16 protein-coding genes are annotated in these 19,580 nt (G+C 70.4%); 8 read left to right on the forward strand and 8 right to left on the reverse strand.

The window, feature by feature from the left end; all coding sequences use genetic code 11:
- The first annotated feature begins 101 nt into the window (after positions 1 to 101).
- On the forward strand, positions 102 to 1,181 hold the full coding sequence (locus ACPCHZ_RS15120) for an SAM-dependent methyltransferase (protein ID WP_423485485.1): 1,080 nt from the start codon (positions 102 to 104) through the stop codon (positions 1,179 to 1,181).
- Between the two features lie 13 nt (positions 1,182 to 1,194).
- On the opposite strand, the gene ACPCHZ_RS15125 is transcribed toward ACPCHZ_RS15120, so the two are convergent.
- Together ACPCHZ_RS15125 and ACPCHZ_RS15130 are read right to left on the reverse strand one after the other, a co-directional pair.
- A complete protein-coding gene (locus tag ACPCHZ_RS15125; protein ID WP_423485486.1) occupies positions 1,195 to 2,949 on the reverse strand; it encodes an Hsp70 family protein in 1,755 nt (584 codons plus the stop codon).
- A gap of 61 nt (positions 2,950 to 3,010) precedes the next feature.
- Positions 3,011 to 4,084: a dihydrodipicolinate reductase gene (locus tag ACPCHZ_RS15130; RefSeq protein ID WP_423485487.1), complete on the reverse strand. Its 1,074-nt coding sequence runs from the start codon at positions 4,082 to 4,084 to the stop codon at positions 3,011 to 3,013.
- A gap of 106 nt (positions 4,085 to 4,190) precedes the next feature.
- Here ACPCHZ_RS15130 and ACPCHZ_RS15135 point away from each other — a divergent pair, with 106 nt between their 5' ends.
- Positions 4,191 to 4,946: a 3-oxoacyl-ACP reductase family protein gene (locus ACPCHZ_RS15135; protein ID WP_264010523.1), complete on the forward strand. Its 756-nt coding sequence runs from the start codon at positions 4,191 to 4,193 to the stop codon at positions 4,944 to 4,946.
- A 7-nt stretch (positions 4,947 to 4,953) separates the two neighbouring features.
- Here the strand turns inward: ACPCHZ_RS15135 and ACPCHZ_RS15140 are convergent, their stop codons facing one another.
- On the reverse strand, positions 4,954 to 5,490 hold the full coding sequence (locus ACPCHZ_RS15140) for a hypothetical protein (protein WP_423485488.1): 537 nt from the start codon (positions 5,488 to 5,490) through the stop codon (positions 4,954 to 4,956).
- A gap of 152 nt (positions 5,491 to 5,642) precedes the next feature.
- Between ACPCHZ_RS15140 and ACPCHZ_RS15145 the strand changes: the two genes are divergently transcribed.
- The 5 genes from ACPCHZ_RS15145 to ACPCHZ_RS15165 are packed head-to-tail and all read left to right on the forward strand — an operon-like array spanning position 5,643 to position 11,382.
- Complete coding sequence (locus tag ACPCHZ_RS15145; RefSeq protein ID WP_423485728.1) at positions 5,643 to 7,166, forward strand: ABC transporter substrate-binding protein; 1,524 nt, start codon at positions 5,643 to 5,645, stop codon at positions 7,164 to 7,166.
- On the forward strand, positions 7,163 to 8,131 hold the full coding sequence (locus tag ACPCHZ_RS15150; RefSeq protein ID WP_423485489.1) for an ABC transporter permease: 969 nt from the start codon (positions 7,163 to 7,165) through the stop codon (positions 8,129 to 8,131). The genes ACPCHZ_RS15145 and ACPCHZ_RS15150 overlap by 4 nt, the downstream gene beginning before the upstream one ends.
- Complete coding sequence (locus ACPCHZ_RS15155) at positions 8,128 to 9,018, forward strand: ABC transporter permease (RefSeq protein ID WP_423485490.1); 891 nt, start codon at positions 8,128 to 8,130, stop codon at positions 9,016 to 9,018. Before ACPCHZ_RS15150 ends, ACPCHZ_RS15155 begins: the two co-directional genes overlap by 4 nt.
- Positions 9,015 to 10,628 carry a dipeptide ABC transporter ATP-binding protein gene (locus tag ACPCHZ_RS15160; RefSeq protein WP_423485491.1) on the forward strand — a complete coding sequence of 538 codons (1,614 nt, stop codon included), beginning with the start codon at positions 9,015 to 9,017 and terminating at the stop codon, positions 10,626 to 10,628. The genes ACPCHZ_RS15155 and ACPCHZ_RS15160 overlap by 4 nt, the downstream gene beginning before the upstream one ends.
- Positions 10,629 to 10,641: 13 nt before the next feature.
- Positions 10,642 to 11,382, forward strand: a complete 741-nt coding sequence (locus ACPCHZ_RS15165) for an SDR family NAD(P)-dependent oxidoreductase (protein ID WP_423485492.1) — start codon at positions 10,642 to 10,644, stop codon at positions 11,380 to 11,382.
- Here the strand turns inward: ACPCHZ_RS15165 and ACPCHZ_RS15170 are convergent.
- The 5 genes from ACPCHZ_RS15170 to ACPCHZ_RS15190 form a co-directional block, all read right to left on the reverse strand.
- Positions 11,349 to 11,687 (reverse strand): hypothetical protein, encoded by a 339-nt coding sequence (locus ACPCHZ_RS15170; RefSeq protein ID WP_423485493.1) that lies wholly within the window; start codon positions 11,685 to 11,687, stop codon positions 11,349 to 11,351. The genes ACPCHZ_RS15165 and ACPCHZ_RS15170 overlap by 34 nt on opposite strands.
- Positions 11,688 to 11,825: 138 nt before the next feature.
- A complete protein-coding gene (locus ACPCHZ_RS15175) occupies positions 11,826 to 13,145 on the reverse strand; it encodes a DUF4185 domain-containing protein (protein ID WP_423485494.1) in 1,320 nt (439 codons plus the stop codon).
- A 112-nt stretch (positions 13,146 to 13,257) separates the two neighbouring features.
- On the reverse strand, positions 13,258 to 14,868 hold the full coding sequence (locus tag ACPCHZ_RS15180; RefSeq protein ID WP_423485495.1) for an alkaline phosphatase D family protein: 1,611 nt from the start codon (positions 14,866 to 14,868) through the stop codon (positions 13,258 to 13,260).
- Between the two features lie 142 nt (positions 14,869 to 15,010).
- Complete coding sequence (locus ACPCHZ_RS15185) at positions 15,011 to 16,702, reverse strand: hypothetical protein (protein WP_423485496.1); 1,692 nt, start codon at positions 16,700 to 16,702, stop codon at positions 15,011 to 15,013.
- A gap of 154 nt (positions 16,703 to 16,856) precedes the next feature.
- Positions 16,857 to 18,419, reverse strand: a complete 1,563-nt coding sequence (locus tag ACPCHZ_RS15190) for a serine/threonine-protein kinase (RefSeq protein WP_423485497.1) — start codon at positions 18,417 to 18,419, stop codon at positions 16,857 to 16,859.
- 246 nt (positions 18,420 to 18,665) lie between these two features.
- On the opposite strand from ACPCHZ_RS15190, the gene ACPCHZ_RS15195 reads away from it, so the two are divergent.
- A complete protein-coding gene (locus tag ACPCHZ_RS15195) occupies positions 18,666 to 19,427 on the forward strand; it encodes a GAF and ANTAR domain-containing protein (protein ID WP_423485498.1) in 762 nt (253 codons plus the stop codon).
- Positions 19,428 to 19,580: the final 153 nt, after the last annotated feature.

Genomic DNA, 19,580 nt, shown 5'->3' on the forward strand with positions numbered 1-19,580 from the left:
CGAAGTGTGTCACGGCGCCTGCTGATCGGCGGTGCCATCGGGCTCCGGCGGTTACCGTGGGACCCGAACCCAACCGCGTCGAGAGGAGGTCGGAGTTGGCCGTGCCCGAGTCGAGCGTCGTCGTGCGGCCCGAGCCCGTCGGCAGCGGGTCCTACTCCGCCAACTCACGCCTGCAGGCTGCCGGATTACGCGGCGCCATGGCGCTTTTCGAGCAGGCCGCGAAGACGGTGCCACTACCGGCCGCCCCGTATCCCATCGTGCTCGCCGACTACGGCGCGTCGACCGGGCACAACTCGCTGCTGCCGGTGTGCGCGGCGGTCAAGGCGTTGCGCGGCCGTACCCGGCCCGAGCACTCCATCCTGGTGGCTCACACCGATCTGCCGGACAACGACTTCACCGCGATGTTCCGCACGCTGGCCGAGGATCCGGACTCCTACCTGAGCAAAGATGCCGCGACGTACGCCTCGGCGGTCGGCCGGTCGTTCTACACCCAGATCCTGCCGTCGAACAGCGTGCACCTGGGTTGGTCGGCCTGGGCGGTGCAGTGGCTGAGCCGGGTTCCGTCCGCCATCCCCGACCACGTCCAGGTCGCCTACAGCGCCGACGAGGCCGTGCGCGCCGCCTACGGCAGGCAGGCCGCCAACGACTGGCACGAATTCATCGCCTTCCGCGGCCGGGAGCTGAGCCCCGGCGGTCGGCTCGTCGTCATGACGATGGCCGTCGACGAGCACGGCGAGTTCGGGTACCGGCCGCTGCTGGCGGCGCTGACCGACGGGCTGTCCGAACTCGTCGCGGGCGGCGTGATCGGCGCAGAAGAGCTGTCTCGCATGGTGATTCCCACGGTCGGCCGACAGGCGGCGGACTTCATGGCGCCGTTCGCGCCGTCGGGGCGGTTCGAACGTTTGGAGATCGAGCATCTCGAGGTGTTCGACGCCGAGGACCGGTACTGGGATCAGTACCGCGTCGACAAGGATGCGACCGCGTTCGGCACGCGGTGGGCGGAATTCCTGCGGGCATCGGTGTTCCCGACCATGGCCACCGCGCTCGACGCCGGTCGCGACGTGACCGCCTTCGCCGACCGGTTGGAGCGCGAGGTCGCGCAACGGCTGGCGGCCGCACCGGAGCAGATGCAGATCCCGCTCGCGCACCTGGTGTTGTTCAAGCGTCCCAAGAGCCAGTGATTCCGCCGAACGCCTAGTTGCCGCCGATGGGCGGCGGCGCCGGGACGAACGGCAGCCCCGGGATCGTGGTGTACGGCAGCGTCGGGATGATCGGCGGACGGGTCGTCGAGGCCGGTGGTTGCGTGGTCTCCGGCGGCGGTGGCGGAGCCGTGGTGGTCGGCGGTGGCGGTGGCGGCGCCTCGGAGGGTGGCGGCGGGGCGGGCGACTCGGGGGCCGCCGGCGGCGGCGCCGTCTCGTAGACGGTCTCCGGTGGCGGGGCCTGGGTCTGCGGCGCAGGCGTCTCCCCCGGCGCGGCCGGTGGCGGCGCGGGCGCCGCGGTGGTGGTCGGGGTGGTGGTCGGCGTGGACGCCGGCTCGTCGTCGCCGCGCAGCGCGTAGGCCGCCGCGAGTGCGACCAGGACGAGAACCAACAGCGCTCCCGCTGCGACGATCACCGGCGGGCGTCGGTACCACGGGACCGGTGGCACCGCGGTGTCGTCGTCGTCGTCGTCGCGGGCGCCGAACGCCACGACGGGGCGCGCGGTCGTCGCGCCGGCGGGCCGGTCGGCGTCGGTCGGCGAGTCGGCCGGTGCGTCGTACTCGTAGTGGTCGGTCGCCGCGACGTCCGGGATGTCGTCGGCGTCCGACCACGCCAGCGCCCGGAACGTGCTCGACTGCGACATGTCGTCGGCGGCCGCCGCACCGGCCAGCGCCGCCGCGGCGGGCGCGGCGGCCATCGCCGTCATCGTGTTGTCGGCGCCGCCGCGCACGGCGGCCAGCCCGGCGCCGATCGCCGCGGCCAGTTCGGGTTGCGGGGTGGTGACCACCGGCACCCGGAAGCTCTCCGACAGGGTCGCGGTGACCACAGGGATCCTGGCGCCTCCCCCGGTCGTCGCCACGGCGGACAGGTCGCCTGCGCGGACGCCCGCCCGTTCGAGTGTCTCGTGCACCACGGCGACGAAGTCGGCCAGCGGCCGGCGGACGGCGTCGTCGAGTTCCGCGCGGGTGAGCCGGACCTCGCTCTGCCGGCCGGGCAGGTCAGCCGCGAGCGACGTGACGGTCGCCGAGGACAGCCGCTCCTTCGCGGCGCGGCACTGCCCCCGCAGCCGGGTCAGTGATCCGATCGCCGAGGTGCCGGTCAGGTCGACGGCTCCGGCCGCCGACAGGTCGTTGATGACATGGGTCAGCAGCGCCTGGTCGATCGCCGCGCCGGAGAGATCGGGGTGCCGCACGGTGGGGCCGATGGGTGCGTAACCGTTGCCCGCGTCGGCCAGCGTGATGCTGGTGCCGGTGCCGCCGAAGTCGCACAGCGCGACGACGCCGCTGGTGGGCAGGCCGGGATCGTCGTGCAGGGCGGTGAGCGCGGCGGCGGCGTCGGACACCACCACCGGCGCCGCGCCGAACTGCGGCACCGCGGCCAGCGCGCCCCGCAGCGAATCGACGGCGGCCGGCCGCCAGTGCGCTGGATGGCTGACCGCGACCGGGTCGGCGGGCGGCTGTCCGCGGGTCAGGGCGTGCAGCAGCGCCCGCAGCGCGTCGGCGAGCACCACCTCGCCGCGGTGCGACGTGCCGTCGGCGGCGACGATGCCCACCGGGTCGCCGACCCGGTCGACGAAGTCGGTGAGGATCAGCCCGCGTTCGGTCAGCTCGGGGTTCTCGCTGGGCACGCCGACCTCGGATGGGCGGTGCGGGTACTGCGTCAACACCGGCGAGCGCGTCAGCGCGGCCCGTCCGACGACGACCGCGGTCAGCCTGGTCGCCCCGACCGACAACCCCAGCCCGTCTGCCATGTCACTCCCTCGAGATGGACCCCGTTCAGTTATCCATCTCGCGCGGCGGGGTCGGCGTTACTCAGCGAATTGTGCCTGCACCGGGGATGAGTGGTAAATCCAGGGCGGTCACCCAGCCCGGCGAGAGATCGTTGACGGCGGGCACCGCGTTGAGCGCGCGCATCCCGGTGGCCAGGCAACCCGCCGCCGCGGCATCCCGCCCGGACCCGTCGGTGAAGCGGAACGCCGTCTCCTGGGAGATGCTCGGAGTGCCCTCGATGTCCACCCGGTAGACGTCGTCCTGGTTGCCCGTCGGCCAGTCCGGGGCGGCATCGCCGCCGATGCGGTTCACGTGTTCCAGCTGGATCCGGGTCTCACCCCGGTACACCCCGTTGATGGTGAATCGCACGGCCGCGACATGGCCCGCGGCGATCACGCCCTTGGCCGTCGGGCGCTCGGTGGGTGTGACCCACTTGTCGTAGGTCGTGGTGATCTCGTCGAGCATGATGCCCGCGGCGTGCGCGATCATCGGGACCGTTGCGCCCCATGCCATCACCAGGATGTCCTGCGTCTCGAGCAGTGCGCGCTTCTCCGGCGGGCGGCCGATGCCCATCTCGAACTCGTAGTCGCCGGTGTAGTTGGTGTAGTCGAGCAGCTCAGAGGCACGCACGGTGCGGACCTCCGAACACAGCCCCATCAGGGTCAGTGGGAAGAGGTCGTTGGCGAAGCCGGGATCGATCCCCGTCGTCAGGCAAGACGACTCGCCCAGTTCACAGGCCTCGGTCACCGGCACGATCCAGTCCGGCGGGTTGAGGTGCATCGTCGGCCACACCCACGGTGTCATCGCCGTGGAGCAGACGTCGATCCCGGCCCGCAGGAAGCGGGTGATCAGCGCGATGTTGTCGCCGGCGTGGGCGGCGGTCGGGCCGTAGTGCACCAGCGCGTCGGGGGCCAGCGCGATCAGGGCGTCGACGTCGTCGGTGGCGGTCACCCCGACCGGTTCACCCAGCCCGCAGAGCTCGCCGACATCGCGGCCGACCTTCTCCGGACTGCTCACCCCGACGCCCACCAGATCGAAGAGCGGATGCCGGACGATCTCGGCGATCACCATCGTGCCGACGAACCCCGTGCCCCAGACCACGATCCGCTTGGCCATCGATCACCTCTTCTGTCTCGTCGGCTAGCCGTCCTCACCCTAGGCGGGAATGATTCATCTGCGTCGGCGCTTGTCGATGAGACATCCCGAGCGAGGAGTTCACCCGATGACGGCTGCAATCGAAGGTCCGCTGAGCGGACGGCGCGCGCTGGTGACCGGCGGGTCGCGCGGTATCGGCGCGGAGATCGTGCGCAAGCTGGCGCTCGACGGGGCGGCGGTGGCGTTCACCTACGGCGCGTCGGCCCGCGACGCCGACAACGTCGTCGTGGAGATGTCCAGGGCGGGCGCCCGGGTGCTGCCGATCCGTGCCGACAGCACCGACGTCGGACAGATCGCCTCGGCCGTGCAGGAGGCCGTGACCCGTCTCGGCGGGCTCGACATCCTGGTCAACAACGCGGGCGTGGCCGCCTTCGGCGACATCGAGACCTTCCCGCTCGAGGAGTTCGACCGCCTCGTCGCGGTCAACGTCCGCGGAGTGTTCGCCGCCATCCAGCAGACGGTGCCCCATCTGGGCGAGGGCGGCCGCATCATCAACATCGGCAGCATCAACGCCGAACGGGTGCCGGGCCCGGGTCTGGCGGTGTACTCGATGACGAAGGCGGCGGTCGCCGGCCTCACCCGCGGGCTGGCCCGCGACCTCGGGCCCCGCGGGATCACCGTCAACAACGTGCAGCCGGGTCCGATCGCCACCGACATGAACCCCGAGGAGGGCGAATTCGCCGACCTCGCGCGACAGACGATCGCCGTCGGGCACTACGGGCACACCCGTGACGTCGCCGGGGTGGTGGCCTATCTGGCCGGACCGGACGCCGGCTACGTGACCGGAGCGAACTGGAACGTCGACGGCGGATTCACCGCCTGAACAGGCACTAGAAGCAGCGGCGCAGGCCGCCCGGCTCGCAGATCAGCGGGTAGCGGTCCACCGGGATCGGCAGCGGCGCCTTGAAGGCCAGCGTGAACGGCGTCGACGTCATGGCGGGTTGCAGACCGCACACCGCGCCGTGGATGGACTTGCGGGTGCCCGCCAGCGTGGTCCCGCTCCACGAGAAGATCTGCTCGACCGCTGCGGTGGACCCGTCGGGGCACTTGAGCCCGTCGCTCACCTTGCGGGTCGTCGTCCACAGCCCGTTGGTCATCACCGCGTCCGAGCCGGTCTGGCGCTCGGGTGTCACGTGCAGCCGGCATGCGACCGGCAACCACAGCGGTTCGCGGAGGTCGCCGACCGTCGGCACGCAGGTCGGGAAAATGGTCCAGTCGGCACCCGCCTGGCCGCCCTCGCTGTAGGTGTAGACGCCCTGCAGGATCTCCGGCGGAGCGTCGGGCGGCTGCGCCTGCGCGATGGGAGCCCAGCCGACCGCCGAGCCGGCGAGGATGACGGCGGCGGCGAGCACGCGACGGAGTCTCATGAGGGTTGAGTATCGCAGCAGCGCCGTGGCCCGTCACCGGTTTGTCGGTCGCCGCATCCGGGAACCGGGCGTTTCGTGGCGGACGATCAGCGGGTAAGTGATCTTGGATCATCCGCATGAGCCCTGGAGATGGCGTGACCCGTAGACCGATCGTGCTCGGCGGTCTGATCGCCGCTGTCGTGGCGCTGGTGCTCGGCACGACGTCCTGTTCGACGGGAGAGCGGGTCGACCTGGGTGACGAGGCGTCCGGGAACCTGATCGCGGCGATCGCCGGGGAACCCGACCAGCTCGACCCGCACAAGACCAGCGCCTACTTCTCCTTCGAGGTGCTGGAGAACGTCTTCGACACCCTGGTCGAACCCGACGCCGCCCTCGAGATGCGCCCGGCGCTGGCCGAGTCGTGGGACGTCAGCCCCGATCAGCGGGTGTGGACGTTCCACCTGCGCCGGGGGGTGACGTTCCACGACGGCAGCCCGTTCACCGCGGACGACGTCGTGTACTCCTACCGGCGCATCATCGACGAACAGCTCACCAACGCCGACAAGTTCAGCGCGGTGACCGACGTGCGCGCACTGGACCCCGCGACGGTGCGGATCGCGGTGAAGGCGCCCACCCCGAACCTGCTGACCAACATCGGCGGCTTCAAGGGGATGGCGATCGTGTCCCGGGCGAACGTCGAGAGCGGGCGCATCGCCACCCATCCCGTCGGCACCGGACCGTTCTCGTTCGCCGGTCAGCGCAGTGGCGACTCGATCACGCTGAAAGCCAACCCGGCGTACTGGGCGGGACCGCCGAAGGTGTCGGGCGTGACGTTCCGCTTCATCTCGGAACCGTCCACCGCGCTGGCGGCGCTGCAGGCCGGCGAGGTGGACTGGACCGACTCGATCCCGCCCCAGCGGGTCGACCAGCTGCGCGACGACGACTCCCAGCGGCTGGCGGTCACGCCGAGCAACGACTACTGGTACCTCGCCATGAACGAGGCCCGCGACCCGTGGCGAGACCCGCGGGTGCGTCAGGCCATCGCCTACGGCATCGACCGCGACGCGATCGTGCAGGCGACGAGCTACGGGACCGCAGCGCGCAACCAGCTCGCGATTCCCGAGGGCAACCCCTGGTACACGCCCTACGACACCTACCGCTACGACATCGAGAAGGCCAAAGAGCTTCTGGCACAGGCGAATGCCGCACCGGAGCGGATGGACATGCTGGTCACCAGTGAATACCCGGAGACCGTCACCGCCGCGCAGATCATCGCCGACAACCTCGCCCCGCTCGGCATCACCGTCGACATCCGCACCGTCGACTTCGCGACCTGGCTCGACGAGCAGAACAACGGCAACTTCGACATGCTGATGATGGGCTGGCTGGGCAACATCGACCCCGACGACTTCTACTACGCCCAGCACCACACCCACGGGACGAGCAATGCGCAGAAGTTCTCGAACCCCGAGGTGGACCGCCTGCTCGACCGCGGCCGCGTCGAGACCGACCGCGCCGCCCGCCGCGACGTCTACGCCCGTGCGGCCACCATCATCGCCGACCAGGTCAGCTACCTCTACCTGTACAACCCGTCGGTGATCCAGGCCTGGTCCAACGACCTGTCGGGGGTCGAGGCCCGCCGCGACGGCGCCGTCCGCTTCCGCGCCGCGCAGCTGGCCGGAGGCGAATCGGCATGAGCGACTTCCTGTCCCATCCCGTGTTGCGATTCCTCGTGCGGCGCGTGCTGTACTCGCTGGTGGTTCTGCTCGGGGTGCTGGTGGTGGTGTTCGCCCTGGTGCACCTGGTGCCCGGCGACCCGGTGCGCATCGCGCTGGGCACCCGCTACACCCCGCAGGCCTACGAGGCGTTGCGCTCGGCCAGCGGGCTGGACCGCCCGATCTTCGTGCAGTTCTTCAGTTACCTGGGCAAGGCGCTCACCGGCGACCTGGGGGTGAGCTTCCGCAACGGTGACCCGGTGACGGTGACGCTGCTGGACCGGCTGCCCGCGACGCTGTCACTCGGGGTGGTCGGCGTCCTGATCGCGCTGATGATCGCGGTGCCGGCGGGCATCTACTCCGCGCTGCGCGAAGGCCGGATCAGCGACACCGTCGTCCGGATCACCAGCCAGTTCGGGGTGTCGGTGCCGGACTTCTGGCTGGGCATCCTGCTCATCGCCCTGTTCGCCACCACGCTGGGCTGGCTGCCCACGTCGGGATACCGCCCGCTGTTCGACGACCCGGCGGGGTGGCTGCGGCACATCGTGCTGCCCGGCCTCACCGTCGGGCTGGTCGCCGCGGCGATCATGACGCGCTACATCCGCTCGGCGGTGCTCGAGGTCGCCTCGGCGGGCTATGTCCGTACCGCCCGCTCCAAGGGACTGCCGCCGCGCATCGTCACGTTCCGGCACACCGTGCGCAACGCCCTGATACCGATCCTGACGATCACCGGCATCCAGCTCGCCACGATCCTCGGCGGCGTGATCGTCGTCGAGGTGGTGTTCGCGTGGCCCGGCCTGGGCCGGCTGGTGTTCAATGCCGTCGCCGCACGCGACTATCCCGTCATCCAGGGCGCGGTGCTGCTGATCGCGGCGCTGTTCCTGATGATCAACCTGATCGTGGACGCGCTCTACGCGGTGGCCGACCCCCGGATCCGGCTGTCATGACCGAGCCCGCGCAGACGGCAGACGACAGCGGCAGGGTGGCGTCCTGGCGGCTGCTGCTGGGCAATCCCGTCACACTGGTGTCCGCGGTGGTGCTGGCGGCCGTCGTCGTCGTCGCGGTGTTCGCGGGGTGGCTCGCGCCCTACGGCGTCAACGACATCGACGTGCCCAGTGCGTTGCAGTCCCCCAGCGGCGCACACTGGTTCGGCACCGACGAGCTCGGCCGCGACGTGCTGTCACGGGTGCTGGCGGCCGTGCAGGCGTCGATGCGGGTAGCGGTGATCAGCGTGGTGTTCGCCGTCGTGGTCGGCGTGACGATCGGTGTGCTGGCCGGCTATCTCGGCGGCTGGCTCGACACGGTGTTCATGCGCATCGTCGACGTGATGTTCGCGTTCCCGGTGCTGCTGCTCGCACTGGCCGTGGTCGCGGTGCTGGGGCCCGGGGTGACGACGACGATCCTGGCGATCGGCATCGTCTACACCCCGATCTTCGCGCGCGTCGCCCGCGCGAGCACCCTGAGCGTGCGGGTGGAACCGTTCGTGTCGGTGTCCAAGACCATGGGCACCGGCCACGTGTACATCCTCGGCCGGCACATCCTGCCCAACATCGCCGGACCGCTCATCGTGCAGACATCACTGTCGCTGGCGTTCGCGATCCTGTCGGAGGCCGCGCTGTCCTTTCTGGGGCTGGGGATCCAGCCGCCGCAGCCCTCGCTGGGCCGGATGATCTTCGACTCGCAGGGTTTCGTGACGCTCGCGTGGTGGATGGCGGTGTTCCCCGGCGCGGCGATCTTCGTGATCGTGCTGGCGTTCAACCTGCTCGGCGACGGGCTGCGCGACGTGCTGGACCCGAAGCAGCGCACCATGATCGAGGCCAGGAGGAAGCAATGAGCGGGCCCGTCCTGGATGTGCGCGACCTGCACGTGCGCATCGGCGGGCGAGAGATCGTGCGCGGCATCTCCTTCGACGTGGCCCGCGAACAGACCCTGGGGATCGTCGGCGAGTCCGGGTCGGGCAAGTCGATGACGGTGCTTGCGGCCACCGGCCTGCTCGACGCCCCCGGCGCCATGGTGACCGGGTCGAGTTCGCTTGCCGGACAACACCCCGTCGAGCTGATCGGGGCGTCGGCGCGGGCCCTTCGTGCCGTGCACGGCGGCCGGATCGGGTTCGTCTTCCAGGATCCCGGGACCTCGCTCAATCCGCTGCTGACGCTCGAGCGGCAGATCACCGAGTCGCTGGAGACACACCGCAACATGACGCGCAGGCAGGCCCGCGGCCGCGCGCTCGAGCTGCTGACCGCCGTCGGGCTGCCCGATCCGGAGTCGCGGCTGCAGTCCTATCCGCACCAGCTCTCGGGTGGGCAGCGTCAGCGGGTGATGATCGCGATCGCGCTGGCGTGTGACCCCGAGCTGCTGATCGCCGACGAGCCCACCACCTCACTGGATGTCACCACCCAGGCGCAGATCGTCGAACTCGTCCGGGACCTGCAGCGCGACTTCGGCGCCGCGGTGGTGTGGATCAGCCACGACCTCGGAGTGATCGGTCAGGTCGCCGACGACGTCACGGTGCTGCGGCTGGGCGAGGCGGTGGAGCAGGCGCCGGTCGCCGACGTGTTCGCCAGTCCACGACACGAATACACCCGCACACTGCTGGCGTCGCGGCCGTTGCTCGGGGGCGGCGCACCCGCACCCGCGCCGGCGGATTCCGCTGCGCTGCTCACCGTCGAGGGACTCGACGTGAGATTCCCCGTGACGACGCCGACGGGCCGCTCGACGGTGCACGCCGTCAAGAATTTGTCGTTCACCGTCCGGCGCGGCACCACACTGGGGCTCGTCGGTGAATCCGGTTCCGGCAAGTCGACTGTCGCCGCGGCGCTGACCGGGCTGGTCACCCCCGATGCCGGCACCGCGACGCTCGGCGACACCGATGTGTTCGACGTCAGGGGCGCCGCCGTGAAGGCGCTGCGGCGCCGGATCGGGCTGGTGTTCCAGGATCCGTTCTCGTCGCTGAACGCTCGCAACCGGGTGGGCACCGCCATCGAGGAACCGCTGCGGGTGCACAAGCTCGCCGACGGGCGCCGGGCGCGCCGTGCCCGTGTCGCCGAGCTACTCGAACTCGTCGACCTCCCAGCGTCTTTCGCGTCGAGATATCCGCACGAACTGTCGGGCGGTCAGCGTCAGCGGATCAGCATCGCCCGGGCGCTGGCCGGTGAGCCGGACCTGCTGATCCTCGACGAGTCGACCGCGGCGCTCGACGTGTCGGTTCAGGCGCTGGTGCTCGATCTGCTCGGCGGACTGCAACGGGAACTCGGACTGACGTACCTGTTCATCGGCCATGACCTCGCCGTCATCCAGCAGATGAGCCACGAGGTGCTGGTGCTGCGTGCGGGCGAGGCGGTCGAGTACCGGCCGGCCGCGGATCTGTTCGCCGGGCCCGAGCACGAATACACCCGCGCCCTGCTGGCCGCGGTGCCGCCGGAACGGCCGCGTGCCTCGGCGTGAGAAGGTCTAGCCCATGAGCCAACTGAACGGGAAGGTGGCGCTGGTGACCGGCGCCTCGGCGGGTCTGGGTGCGGCCACGGCGAAGCTGTTCGCCGAGCGCGGTGCGTCGGTCTTCGGCATCGCCCGCGACGCCGACCGGCTGGCCGAGGTGTTCGCGGGTGTGCCCGGCGGCCGGTTCGCCTCGGTGGACATCACCACCGCGGCGGCGTGCCGGGATGCCGTGTCGCAGTGCGTCGCCGAGTTCGGCCGGCTCGACGCGCTGGTCAACGTCGCTGGATTCCACCAGATGCGCCACACCCTGGACGTCACCGACGAGGACTGGGAACGCGACCTCGCGGTGAACCTCAACGGGCCGTTCTTCCTGAGCCGGGCCGCCCTGCCGCACCTGCTGGAGGCAGGCGGCAGCATCGTCAACGTGGCCTCGATCGCCGGCGTGGAAGGCGAGGTCTACTCGGCGGGCTACTGCGCGGCCAAGCACGGTCTGGTCGGGCTGACCCGGTCGCTGGCGATCGAGTTCACCTCGAACCGGTTGCGGGTCAACGCCATCTGCCCCGGCGGTATGCGCACCGCCCAGGTCACCGAGTTCGCGGCGCCGGAGAACGCGGACTGGAACCTCATCATGCGGATCGCCTCGCCGCGCGGATTCATGGACGTCACGGACGTCGCCAAGACGATCGCGTTCCTGTCCAGTGACGACGCGGCCGCCGTGCACGGCGCGGTCTACATCGTCGACAACGGAAAAACGGCGGGCTGAACTGGCAGGATCGACGCCGTGAAGACCTCCCCCGGTGACGCCGTCGACTCGCAGGCCACGTCGGACAGCACGGTGGTGGCCGGCTCCACCGCCACCTCCAGCAGCAGCATCGTCGCCGGATCGGCGGCCACCGTGTCCAGCGCCGTCGTCGCGGGTTCGGTGGCGACGACGGCCAGTGCCGGTGTCGCCGGGTCGGCGGCCACCGTGGCCAGCGCGGGCGTCGCCGGATCGGCGGCCACCGCTGCCAGCGCGGGCATCGCCGGAAGCATCGTCGTCGCGATGTCGATCGCGATAGCCGGCTGCATCGGCTGTGTGGCGTGCGCGTTCTGCAAGCGCTGCCTGGCCTGCCTCGGCTGCGTACAGTGCACCGATTGCGTTGGCTGCGTGGGCTGCTACAACTGCTCAGGGTTGCGTGGCGCGGTCGGGAAGCGCGACGTGCACGTCTAACTCAGCGATGTGTGCATCAGCATCGTGCTGTAGTCCGACCACCGCGACAGGGTGAAGTAGAGGTCGCTGCCGGACGACCACGGATGGATGTAGGGCGCGTAGATCCCACCGGGCACCGCGGCGGACGTGACGAGGGTCTTCGCCGAACTCCACGGCCCCTCGGGCTTGTCGGCGGTGCGCATCACGACGTTGCTCACCGTGTTGGTGTAGAGCATGACGAACTTCTTCAGGTGGTCGTTCCATGCCACCGACATCTCGCTGCCCGGCGCCCACACCACCTGGATCGCCAGGAACGGGAAGCCGCGCAGCCAGCCGAACGGCGTGTGGTACTCGTAGGCCGACTTGTCGGCGACGGCGTTCTCGGCGACACGGGACAGGAACGGCATGCCGCCGCGTCCCGCGCCGGTGCCGTAGGCGTAGACGTAGCCGCCGTGCCGCAGATACGCCTGCATCTGGAAGTTCTGGTCACCCCAGGTGAACGGCACGCCGGGGACGGTGTTGAACCAGCTGGGCCGGATGCTGGTGGCAGGCACCGTCCACGTCTCGCCGTTGGTGTCGGACACCGCGACGGCCGAGAAGTTCGTCGACCACTGTCCGGGTGCGCCCCACTGGCTGACGGACATGAAGTTGACGTACTGCCGGGTGCCGACCGAGATGCCTGCCGTCGGGATGATCGTCACCTCGGTGGCGGCCAGCCGCAGACTGTCGATCACCTGCCGGGAGAAGCTCGGCCGGTTCTGCAGCACGGGTGAGCCGGCGAACTGGTTGCCGTACTGCAGCGCCGGGACGTCGAGGCCGTTGCCGAGATCGCGGCTCGCACTGCGGAAAAGCGTGTTGTTGCGCCATTCCTGGCCGGCCATGTTGCAGTTGCCGAAGGTGTCGCCGAAAGCGATGAGCACCTGCCGCTGAGCGCCGGAATAGCCGTTGTCCCAGACGATGCCGAGGTCGGCGCCGGATATGCCGAACTTCTGATAGGAACCGGAGCCCGGCCCCACGATCGTCTCGACCACCGTCGCCGTCTCCGCGGCGGGCGCGGCCGCCGCGCGGGCCGCGGTGTTCGGCGCCACTTCGGCGTCCGCCTTCGCCGCTTCGGCAGGGGTGGTCTTCGGCGCGGGCTTGCGGCCGATGGGCAGGTGCAGAACCGGCAGCCGGGGTGTCGCGGACTCCGGGGCGGCCCGGCGCGCCGAACCGCTGCCGGAGTCGAAGACGGAGCAGGGGTCCGCAGCTGCGGTGGGGCTCGTCAGGACGGGGAGGACGAGCGATGCGGCGGTTGCCGACACGACGGCAAGGGATGCCAGTCGTCGCGAGGCCGGCATGACCCACCTTTCATCGGTTACTACAGAGACTCTAGTGACTGATGTGGTTTGCCCGCCGCCCGCGTGCCGGACTGAAGCCGTCCTGTGACCGGGCCGAAACCTCGGGTCGGGGTCAGAGCAGTTTGTGCTCGATCACGGTGGCCAGCCGGGGTTTACGCCACCGTCCCTCCACCCGTTCGATGCGTACGCCCATCTCGCCGCCCGCTATCTCGAGGGTGCCGATCTGGTTGCGGAAGTGCGGCATGGTGACCGGCCGCCAGCGCAGCCGCGGCATGCCCACCTTGGTCGTCTTGACCAGCGCCCTGCCCACGACCTCGGCCAGTTTGGTGTGTCCCAGCCGCAGCACCACCCGCTCGCTCGCCGACGGCTCCTTACGCAGCCCGGAGCACACCACCTGCCAGAATTTGGTGGCCGGCGTCGGCGCTTCCTCCTCGGGCACCTCGACCTCGGTGACCCAGCAGTGGTGCACGTCGCCGCCGAACATCACCATCGTGTCCGGTGCGCGGCCCCGCCTGCCTGCGGCGATGTCGACGACGAGATCCTCCAACTTGCGGTAACTGTCCTGGAAGCATGCCCAGTGGTCGAGGTTGGCGGTGATGCGGACCTTCTCCCCCAACCCGCGCATCCGCCTGCCCCATGCGCCGTCGCTGACGGCCTCCGACCACGCCTCGATGTGGTGCATCCCGTAGGGCAGCAGGATGGGCAGCGAGCTCGCGAACAGCAGGTGCCGGTAGTCGCCGTCCACCTTGGACGTGATCCAATCCCACTCCTCGTCGGTGGTGATCTGGCGCCGGCCCGGGGTGAGCTGGCGTCCGGTGCGGGCGTCCACCACGATCAGCCGGGCCGGCCCGAGGTCGCGGCACATGCTGAAGTGCGAGACCCCGTCGTCCTGCTCCGCCATCTTGGCGAGTTCCTTGATCGGCTCGGCGCCCTGCCGGGTCTCCAGCACCCGCTGGAAGGTGTGGTCCTTGGCCAGCTCGTCCGGCGACATGTTGCCCAGATGCTGAAAGATCCAGTACGCCATCAGTCCGCCGATGATGCGTGTCTCGTACCAGTCGGTCTGCCGCTTCTCCCGGAGCCATTCCAGCGAGGTGTTCCACTTGTCGTTGATCTCGTGATCGTCGAACATCATGGACGTCGGGATCGTCGACAGCATCCACCGGACGATGGGATCGCTCCAGGCGTCCCAGTAGCCGATGCAGTACTCCTCGAAATCCTCGAGCACCTCGACAGGACCGTTGGCGTGCACCTCGCGCTCGGCGACCATGTCCTTGATGGTGTCGTTGACCTGGTCGGCATAGAGCTGGTCGCCCAGCATCATCAGCGCATCAGGCCACAGCGCCGACGGTTGCCGCAGCATCCGCATGCCGTACGCGCGCAGCACGTCGATGCCCTGGCCCTTGGAGTGCCACATGTGTTGGTGGGTGTAGGGCGGGTGGTGCGGCGCCGACGCCCGGCAGGACCCGAACAGCAGCCGCAGGTTGCCGTCGGGCGGCAACAGCCTGATGCGGGGCTGCGGCAGCTCGTAGCCGAACGGCGGCCACGCCTGCACGCCGTCGAGATGCACCTCGTACGGATGCTCCTCTTCGGGGTCCAAGCCGGTGACGCACACGATCGCGAAGTGGTGACCCTCGACTTCGAACGTGTCGGCGGTGCTGCCGAGAACCTCCACCCGGCAGGCCTGGTCGGTCTCGACCCACACCGTGGCATCGGTCTTCCCCACATGTCGCAGGAGCGGACCTACTCGAACCTCGGGCACCCCGCCATGATGCCCGACGGCGGCGGTGTCGTCACCGCGAATGGTCGCGACCGTCAACGACTTCAAGATCGACGAGGCGTCCGGGCCCCGGTCCGATCACCCGGCGTCACTCGGGTCTGCGGCGGCCCAGGAACACCGCGAGCCCGAGGGCGCCGAAGCCCAGCGCCGCCACCGCCCCGGCCGCCGCGTAGAGCGCCATCTGGGTGCGATCGGGCGCCGCGGACTCGTCGGCGGCCAGGCGCAGCGGATAGTCGCCGGGCAGCGGCACAGCCTGCGGTTCGTCCAGGCCGGGGAACTGCTGGGTGCGGTGCACCTCGAACTGCCGCTCACCGTTGGAATTCTGGACCCACTCCCCCCAGGCCGGCGTCGCCCCGTCGAGCAGCACCCTGCGCTCGCCGAAGCGGGCGTCCTCACCCATGTCGACGATGCGGTTGACGCGGAACGGCTGATAGACCGCCTGCGGGTAGCGCACCTGCACGGGCACGTTGTCGTAGCGCACCAGTCGCGGGGGCTGCGGCAACGGCAGGCCGGGCCGGGGTACGTACCCGCCGCCGAAGAACGTGCCGACCGCGACGTCGACCGCGGTGTCGGCGGCCCCGAGCACCACCGCGGTGAAGCTGTAGGCGGCGAACTCGGCCGTTTCCAGCACAATTCGCGCCAGCGGCGGGATGTACACGATGCGCGGCCGGTTGAGGTACACGTAGAGGATGCGCACCGGGTTGCGGTACGGGTTGAAGAAGGTGGGCCGGTAGTAGCGGTCGTACTCCACCCAGTCGCGGTTCCACTGCCGCACCTTGCGGTCCCAGCGGCGGTCCCGGTCGCGGTCCCAGCGGTCCCTGTCCCAGCGGTCCCTGTCCCAGTCCCACTGGTCCCTGTTCCAGTCGTCGCGGTCACGGTCCCGCCGATCGGACGAGAAGATCGCCCTCGACAGCGTGTCCAGCTCCTGCCTCGGGGCCTCGACCACCTTCTGCACAACGGGTTCCGCACGGCGGGCGACCTGTACGTCCTCCGCGGGGGCGAGCAGGGTCTGCGGCCGGACCTCGCGGATCGCCTGCGCGGGCTCCGGCGCGTCGGCCGGCGACTCGGCGTCGGGGGACTTCGCGTCCGGGGCCTCCGCCGTCTTCCGCGACTCCGCCGTATCCGGGAGTTCCGCCTTCGGCGACTGGGCGGGGTCCGCCGGAGCCTCTGGCGTGGCCTCGTCCGGCGTCGGCGCCGGGGTGGGCTTCGGCGCGCCGGCAGCAGGCTCCTGCGCCTGGTCGGGCTTTGCGGCGGACTCAGGCGCTTCGACCCGCGTGGGCTCGACGACCTGCACCGGTTCCCGTACGGGTGCCGGCCGCTCGACAGGCGCCGGAGTTGCTGCGGGCAGCGGCTTCTCGACGCGGGGCGGCTCGACGACGACAGGCTCTTCGGCCACCGGCGGAGCCTTTTTCACCGGAGGGGCCTTCACGACCGGCGGAGCCTCGACGACGGGAGGCGCCTCGACGACCGGCTCGCGCTCCACCGGCGCCTCGACGACCGGCTCGCGCTCCACCGGCGCCTCGACGACCGGCGGGGCCTCGACGACGGGAGGCGCCTGCACGGGCGGAAGCGACTCCGGCGCAGCGGCTTTGCGCTCCGCCGGCCGCTGCCGGACCTCGGGCCCGGATCCGGCTTCGGGCGGCGACGGCAGCACCGTCTCGGTCGGCCCGACCGGGTCCTTGTCGGGTTTGGCCAGCGCCGGGGCGGCGCCGCCGGACAGCGCGGTCAGCGAGATCACCACCCCCGATGCCAACGCCGCCGCAGCAGTTCTCGGGTTCACCGGTGCACCACCCATTACGGGTCGACTCCTCAGACGTCAGGGCGCAGCCGTCTCCCCCGACACTGGCCTGGTACCAGCAGCCGCCACGACGTGGTGATCAATCGATCTCACCTCGTACATCGCGCGCCGGTGCGAACCGTTACACGCCCGGTGACTACTGCGTGGCGTACTGCAGCGCCGGCTCCGTGGAATCGACACCACCGCTGCCGTAGATGGTCAGCCGGTCGGGCCGCACCTCGTAACGGGCGCCGTCGGCAGGGTTGACGGCGTCGAATCCGCCGCCCGCCGGCACCGCGTTGGCGAGTTCGAGGTCGGCGCCGTCGCTCAGCCTCTCCCCGCGGTAGTAGTAGCCGCTCGGCCCGTTACCGCAGACGACCGCGAGCGAGTTCGCCGTCCGGACCATCGCCGCGGCCTTGTCGCCGTTGTCGCATCGCGCCGAATGACCGATGAAGCCCTGCGTGTCGGCGCCGGCCATGCTGACGGCGCCCGCCGTGGTGCTGGTCGTGCTGGACGGGGTCGTCGAGGTGGTGGTCGTCGCGCTGGTGGTGCTCGACGTCGTCTCGGTGCTGGTGGGCTCCGTCGCCTCGGCGGTGGTCGTCGCCGGCGGCACCGCCAGTGGGGTGCGCGCCGGGCTGCCGGCGTCGCCGCCCGACACCAGCAGAGCGCCCAGCACCGCGGCGACCCCGAGCAGCACGACGGTCGCCGCGATCAGTGTCACCTGCGTCCTGCCGAATCGCGCACGCCCGGCCGCCTGCGGCGCGGCACGCTGCACCGGCGGCGGATACGGCGTGTAGCCGGTGGCGGCCGGATTCGGGTACATCGCCGAGAACTGGCGGGTGTCGGTGGGTGGGCGTACGTCGGCGGCGGGGGCCACCTGCGACGACGCGGCGGCCGCGGTGGCGGCCCTGGCCAGCTCGCCCGCCGACGGGTATCGCGCGCCGGGCTGCTTGGCCATACCACGGGCGATGACGTCGTCGAAGGCCCGCGACACGCCGGCGCGCGCCGCGCTGGGCCGTGGCGGCGGCGCGAACATGTGTGCGCTCATCAGCTGTCGCAGGTCACCGGCCTCGAATGGGGGCCTGCCGGTGAGGCACTCGTAGAGCAGGCACGTCAGGGCGTAGACATCCGACGGCGGCCCGACCGGCCCGCCGCTGAAGCGCTCGGCGGCCATGTAGGCACACGACCCGATCACCATCCCGGTTCTCGTCACGCTCGCGTCCTCGTCGGCGTGGGCGATGCCGAAGTCCACGAGGTAGGCGAAATCGTCGGCGGTGAGCAGGACGTTCTCGGGTTTGATGTCGCGGTGCACCAGCCCGCCGGCGTGCGCCGCGTCGAGCGCCGCCCCGACCTGCGCGATGATCGACGCGGCCCGCCCCGGCTCGAGCGGTCCCTCGGCGCGCAGCACGTCCTTGAGGCTCGCGCCGTCCACCAGTCGCATGTCGATGTAGAGCACGCCGTCGATGGCACCGAAGTCGTGCACCGGGATGACATGCGGCTCCTGCAGGCGTGCGGCCACCCGCGACTCCCGCCGGAACCGCTCCTGGAAGTTCGGGTCGGCGGCCACCTCGGGGCGCAGCAGCTTGACCGCCACCATGCGCTCGCGGTGGGTGTCGAAGGCGCGGTACACCTCGCCCATACCCCCCACCCCGATCAGCGCTCGCAGCTCGTAGGGCCCGAAGCGGGTACCGAGACGCGCGCCGCCGTGCGGGGATGCCATTCCACAGTCCTTTCGTTGATCTGGATCGAGAGCCCACCACCGTCCAACTCAACGAGCGGTCCCGAGGTGTGTTCCCGGGTTGCACGGAGAATTAACGCGCCCGTGACGCGTATGGGCCGCAACGGCTGCTTCAGTCCAGTCTGTGGCAATTCGGTGACCGATCGCCGGGACGCGCAAAATGTGTGCAGACACCGAATTACCGTTTGTAGTCTCAGCGTAAAGGCTTGCAGTCAAGGGGCATTCTCGATGGGTAGTGACCGTCCTGACCAGTTGGACCGAATCGCGTCGACCACCGACGCGGTCGAGTCGTTGTTTTCCCTGTTCGCCGCGGAGGAACCGCTCGACGACGCGCTGCTGCGGGTCGCCGAGACCGCGGCCAGGGCGATCCCGGACGCCGATGCGATCTCGATCACTGTGCTGTCCGACACGAAGGCCCGCACCGCGGCGTGCACCGAGGACCGGGTGCTGCAACTCGACCTCGCGCAGTACCGGTCGGACCGCGGGCCGTGTCTGGCGGCGGCGCATTCCCGCAGCGCGGTCCGCACCACGCTGGACCTGGACCAGGAGTCGTGGCCGGAGTTCGCCGACGCAGCGCGACAGGAAGGGGTGCTGGCCACCCTGTCCGTCCCGCTGATCATCGGCCCGACCCAGGAGGGCGGCGAAGGTGAGCTGGTCGGCTCGCTGAACATCTACAGCCGCACGGCATCGGCGTTCGACCCGTTCGACGAGAAGGTCATGCAGCTGTTCACGGTGGCCGCGGGCGCCGCCATCGCCAACGCACGCCGGTGGCAGGGCTGCCGGGAGACGGTCAGCCAGCTCGAGCGGGCGTTGACCTCGCGTTCCGAGATCGATCAGGCCAAAGGGGTGATCCGGGCCCTGCAGGGGTGTTCGGCGGAGGAGGCGTTCGAGGTCCTGAAGGCCCGCTCGCAGCGTGACAACGTGCGGTTGCACACCGTCGCCGTGCAGCTCCTCCACTCGCTGTCCGACCGTGCACAACCGCCGCTGTGAACGCTCTCAGGCGGTAGCAGGGGCACCCCCGCCAGGCAGCCGCTTCTGGTAAGAACGGGCGGACAGAACGCCGTCTCGAAGGAGCTTGACCAAGGTGCCCAACTCGCACGTTGAGGCCGGGCGCTGCTGCGGTTCCTCCGCCGCCCGGATGAC

This window comes from Mycobacterium sp. NPDC050041, from assembly GCF_049541695.1.
Classification (GTDB): domain Bacteria; phylum Actinomycetota; class Actinomycetes; order Mycobacteriales; family Mycobacteriaceae; genus Mycobacterium.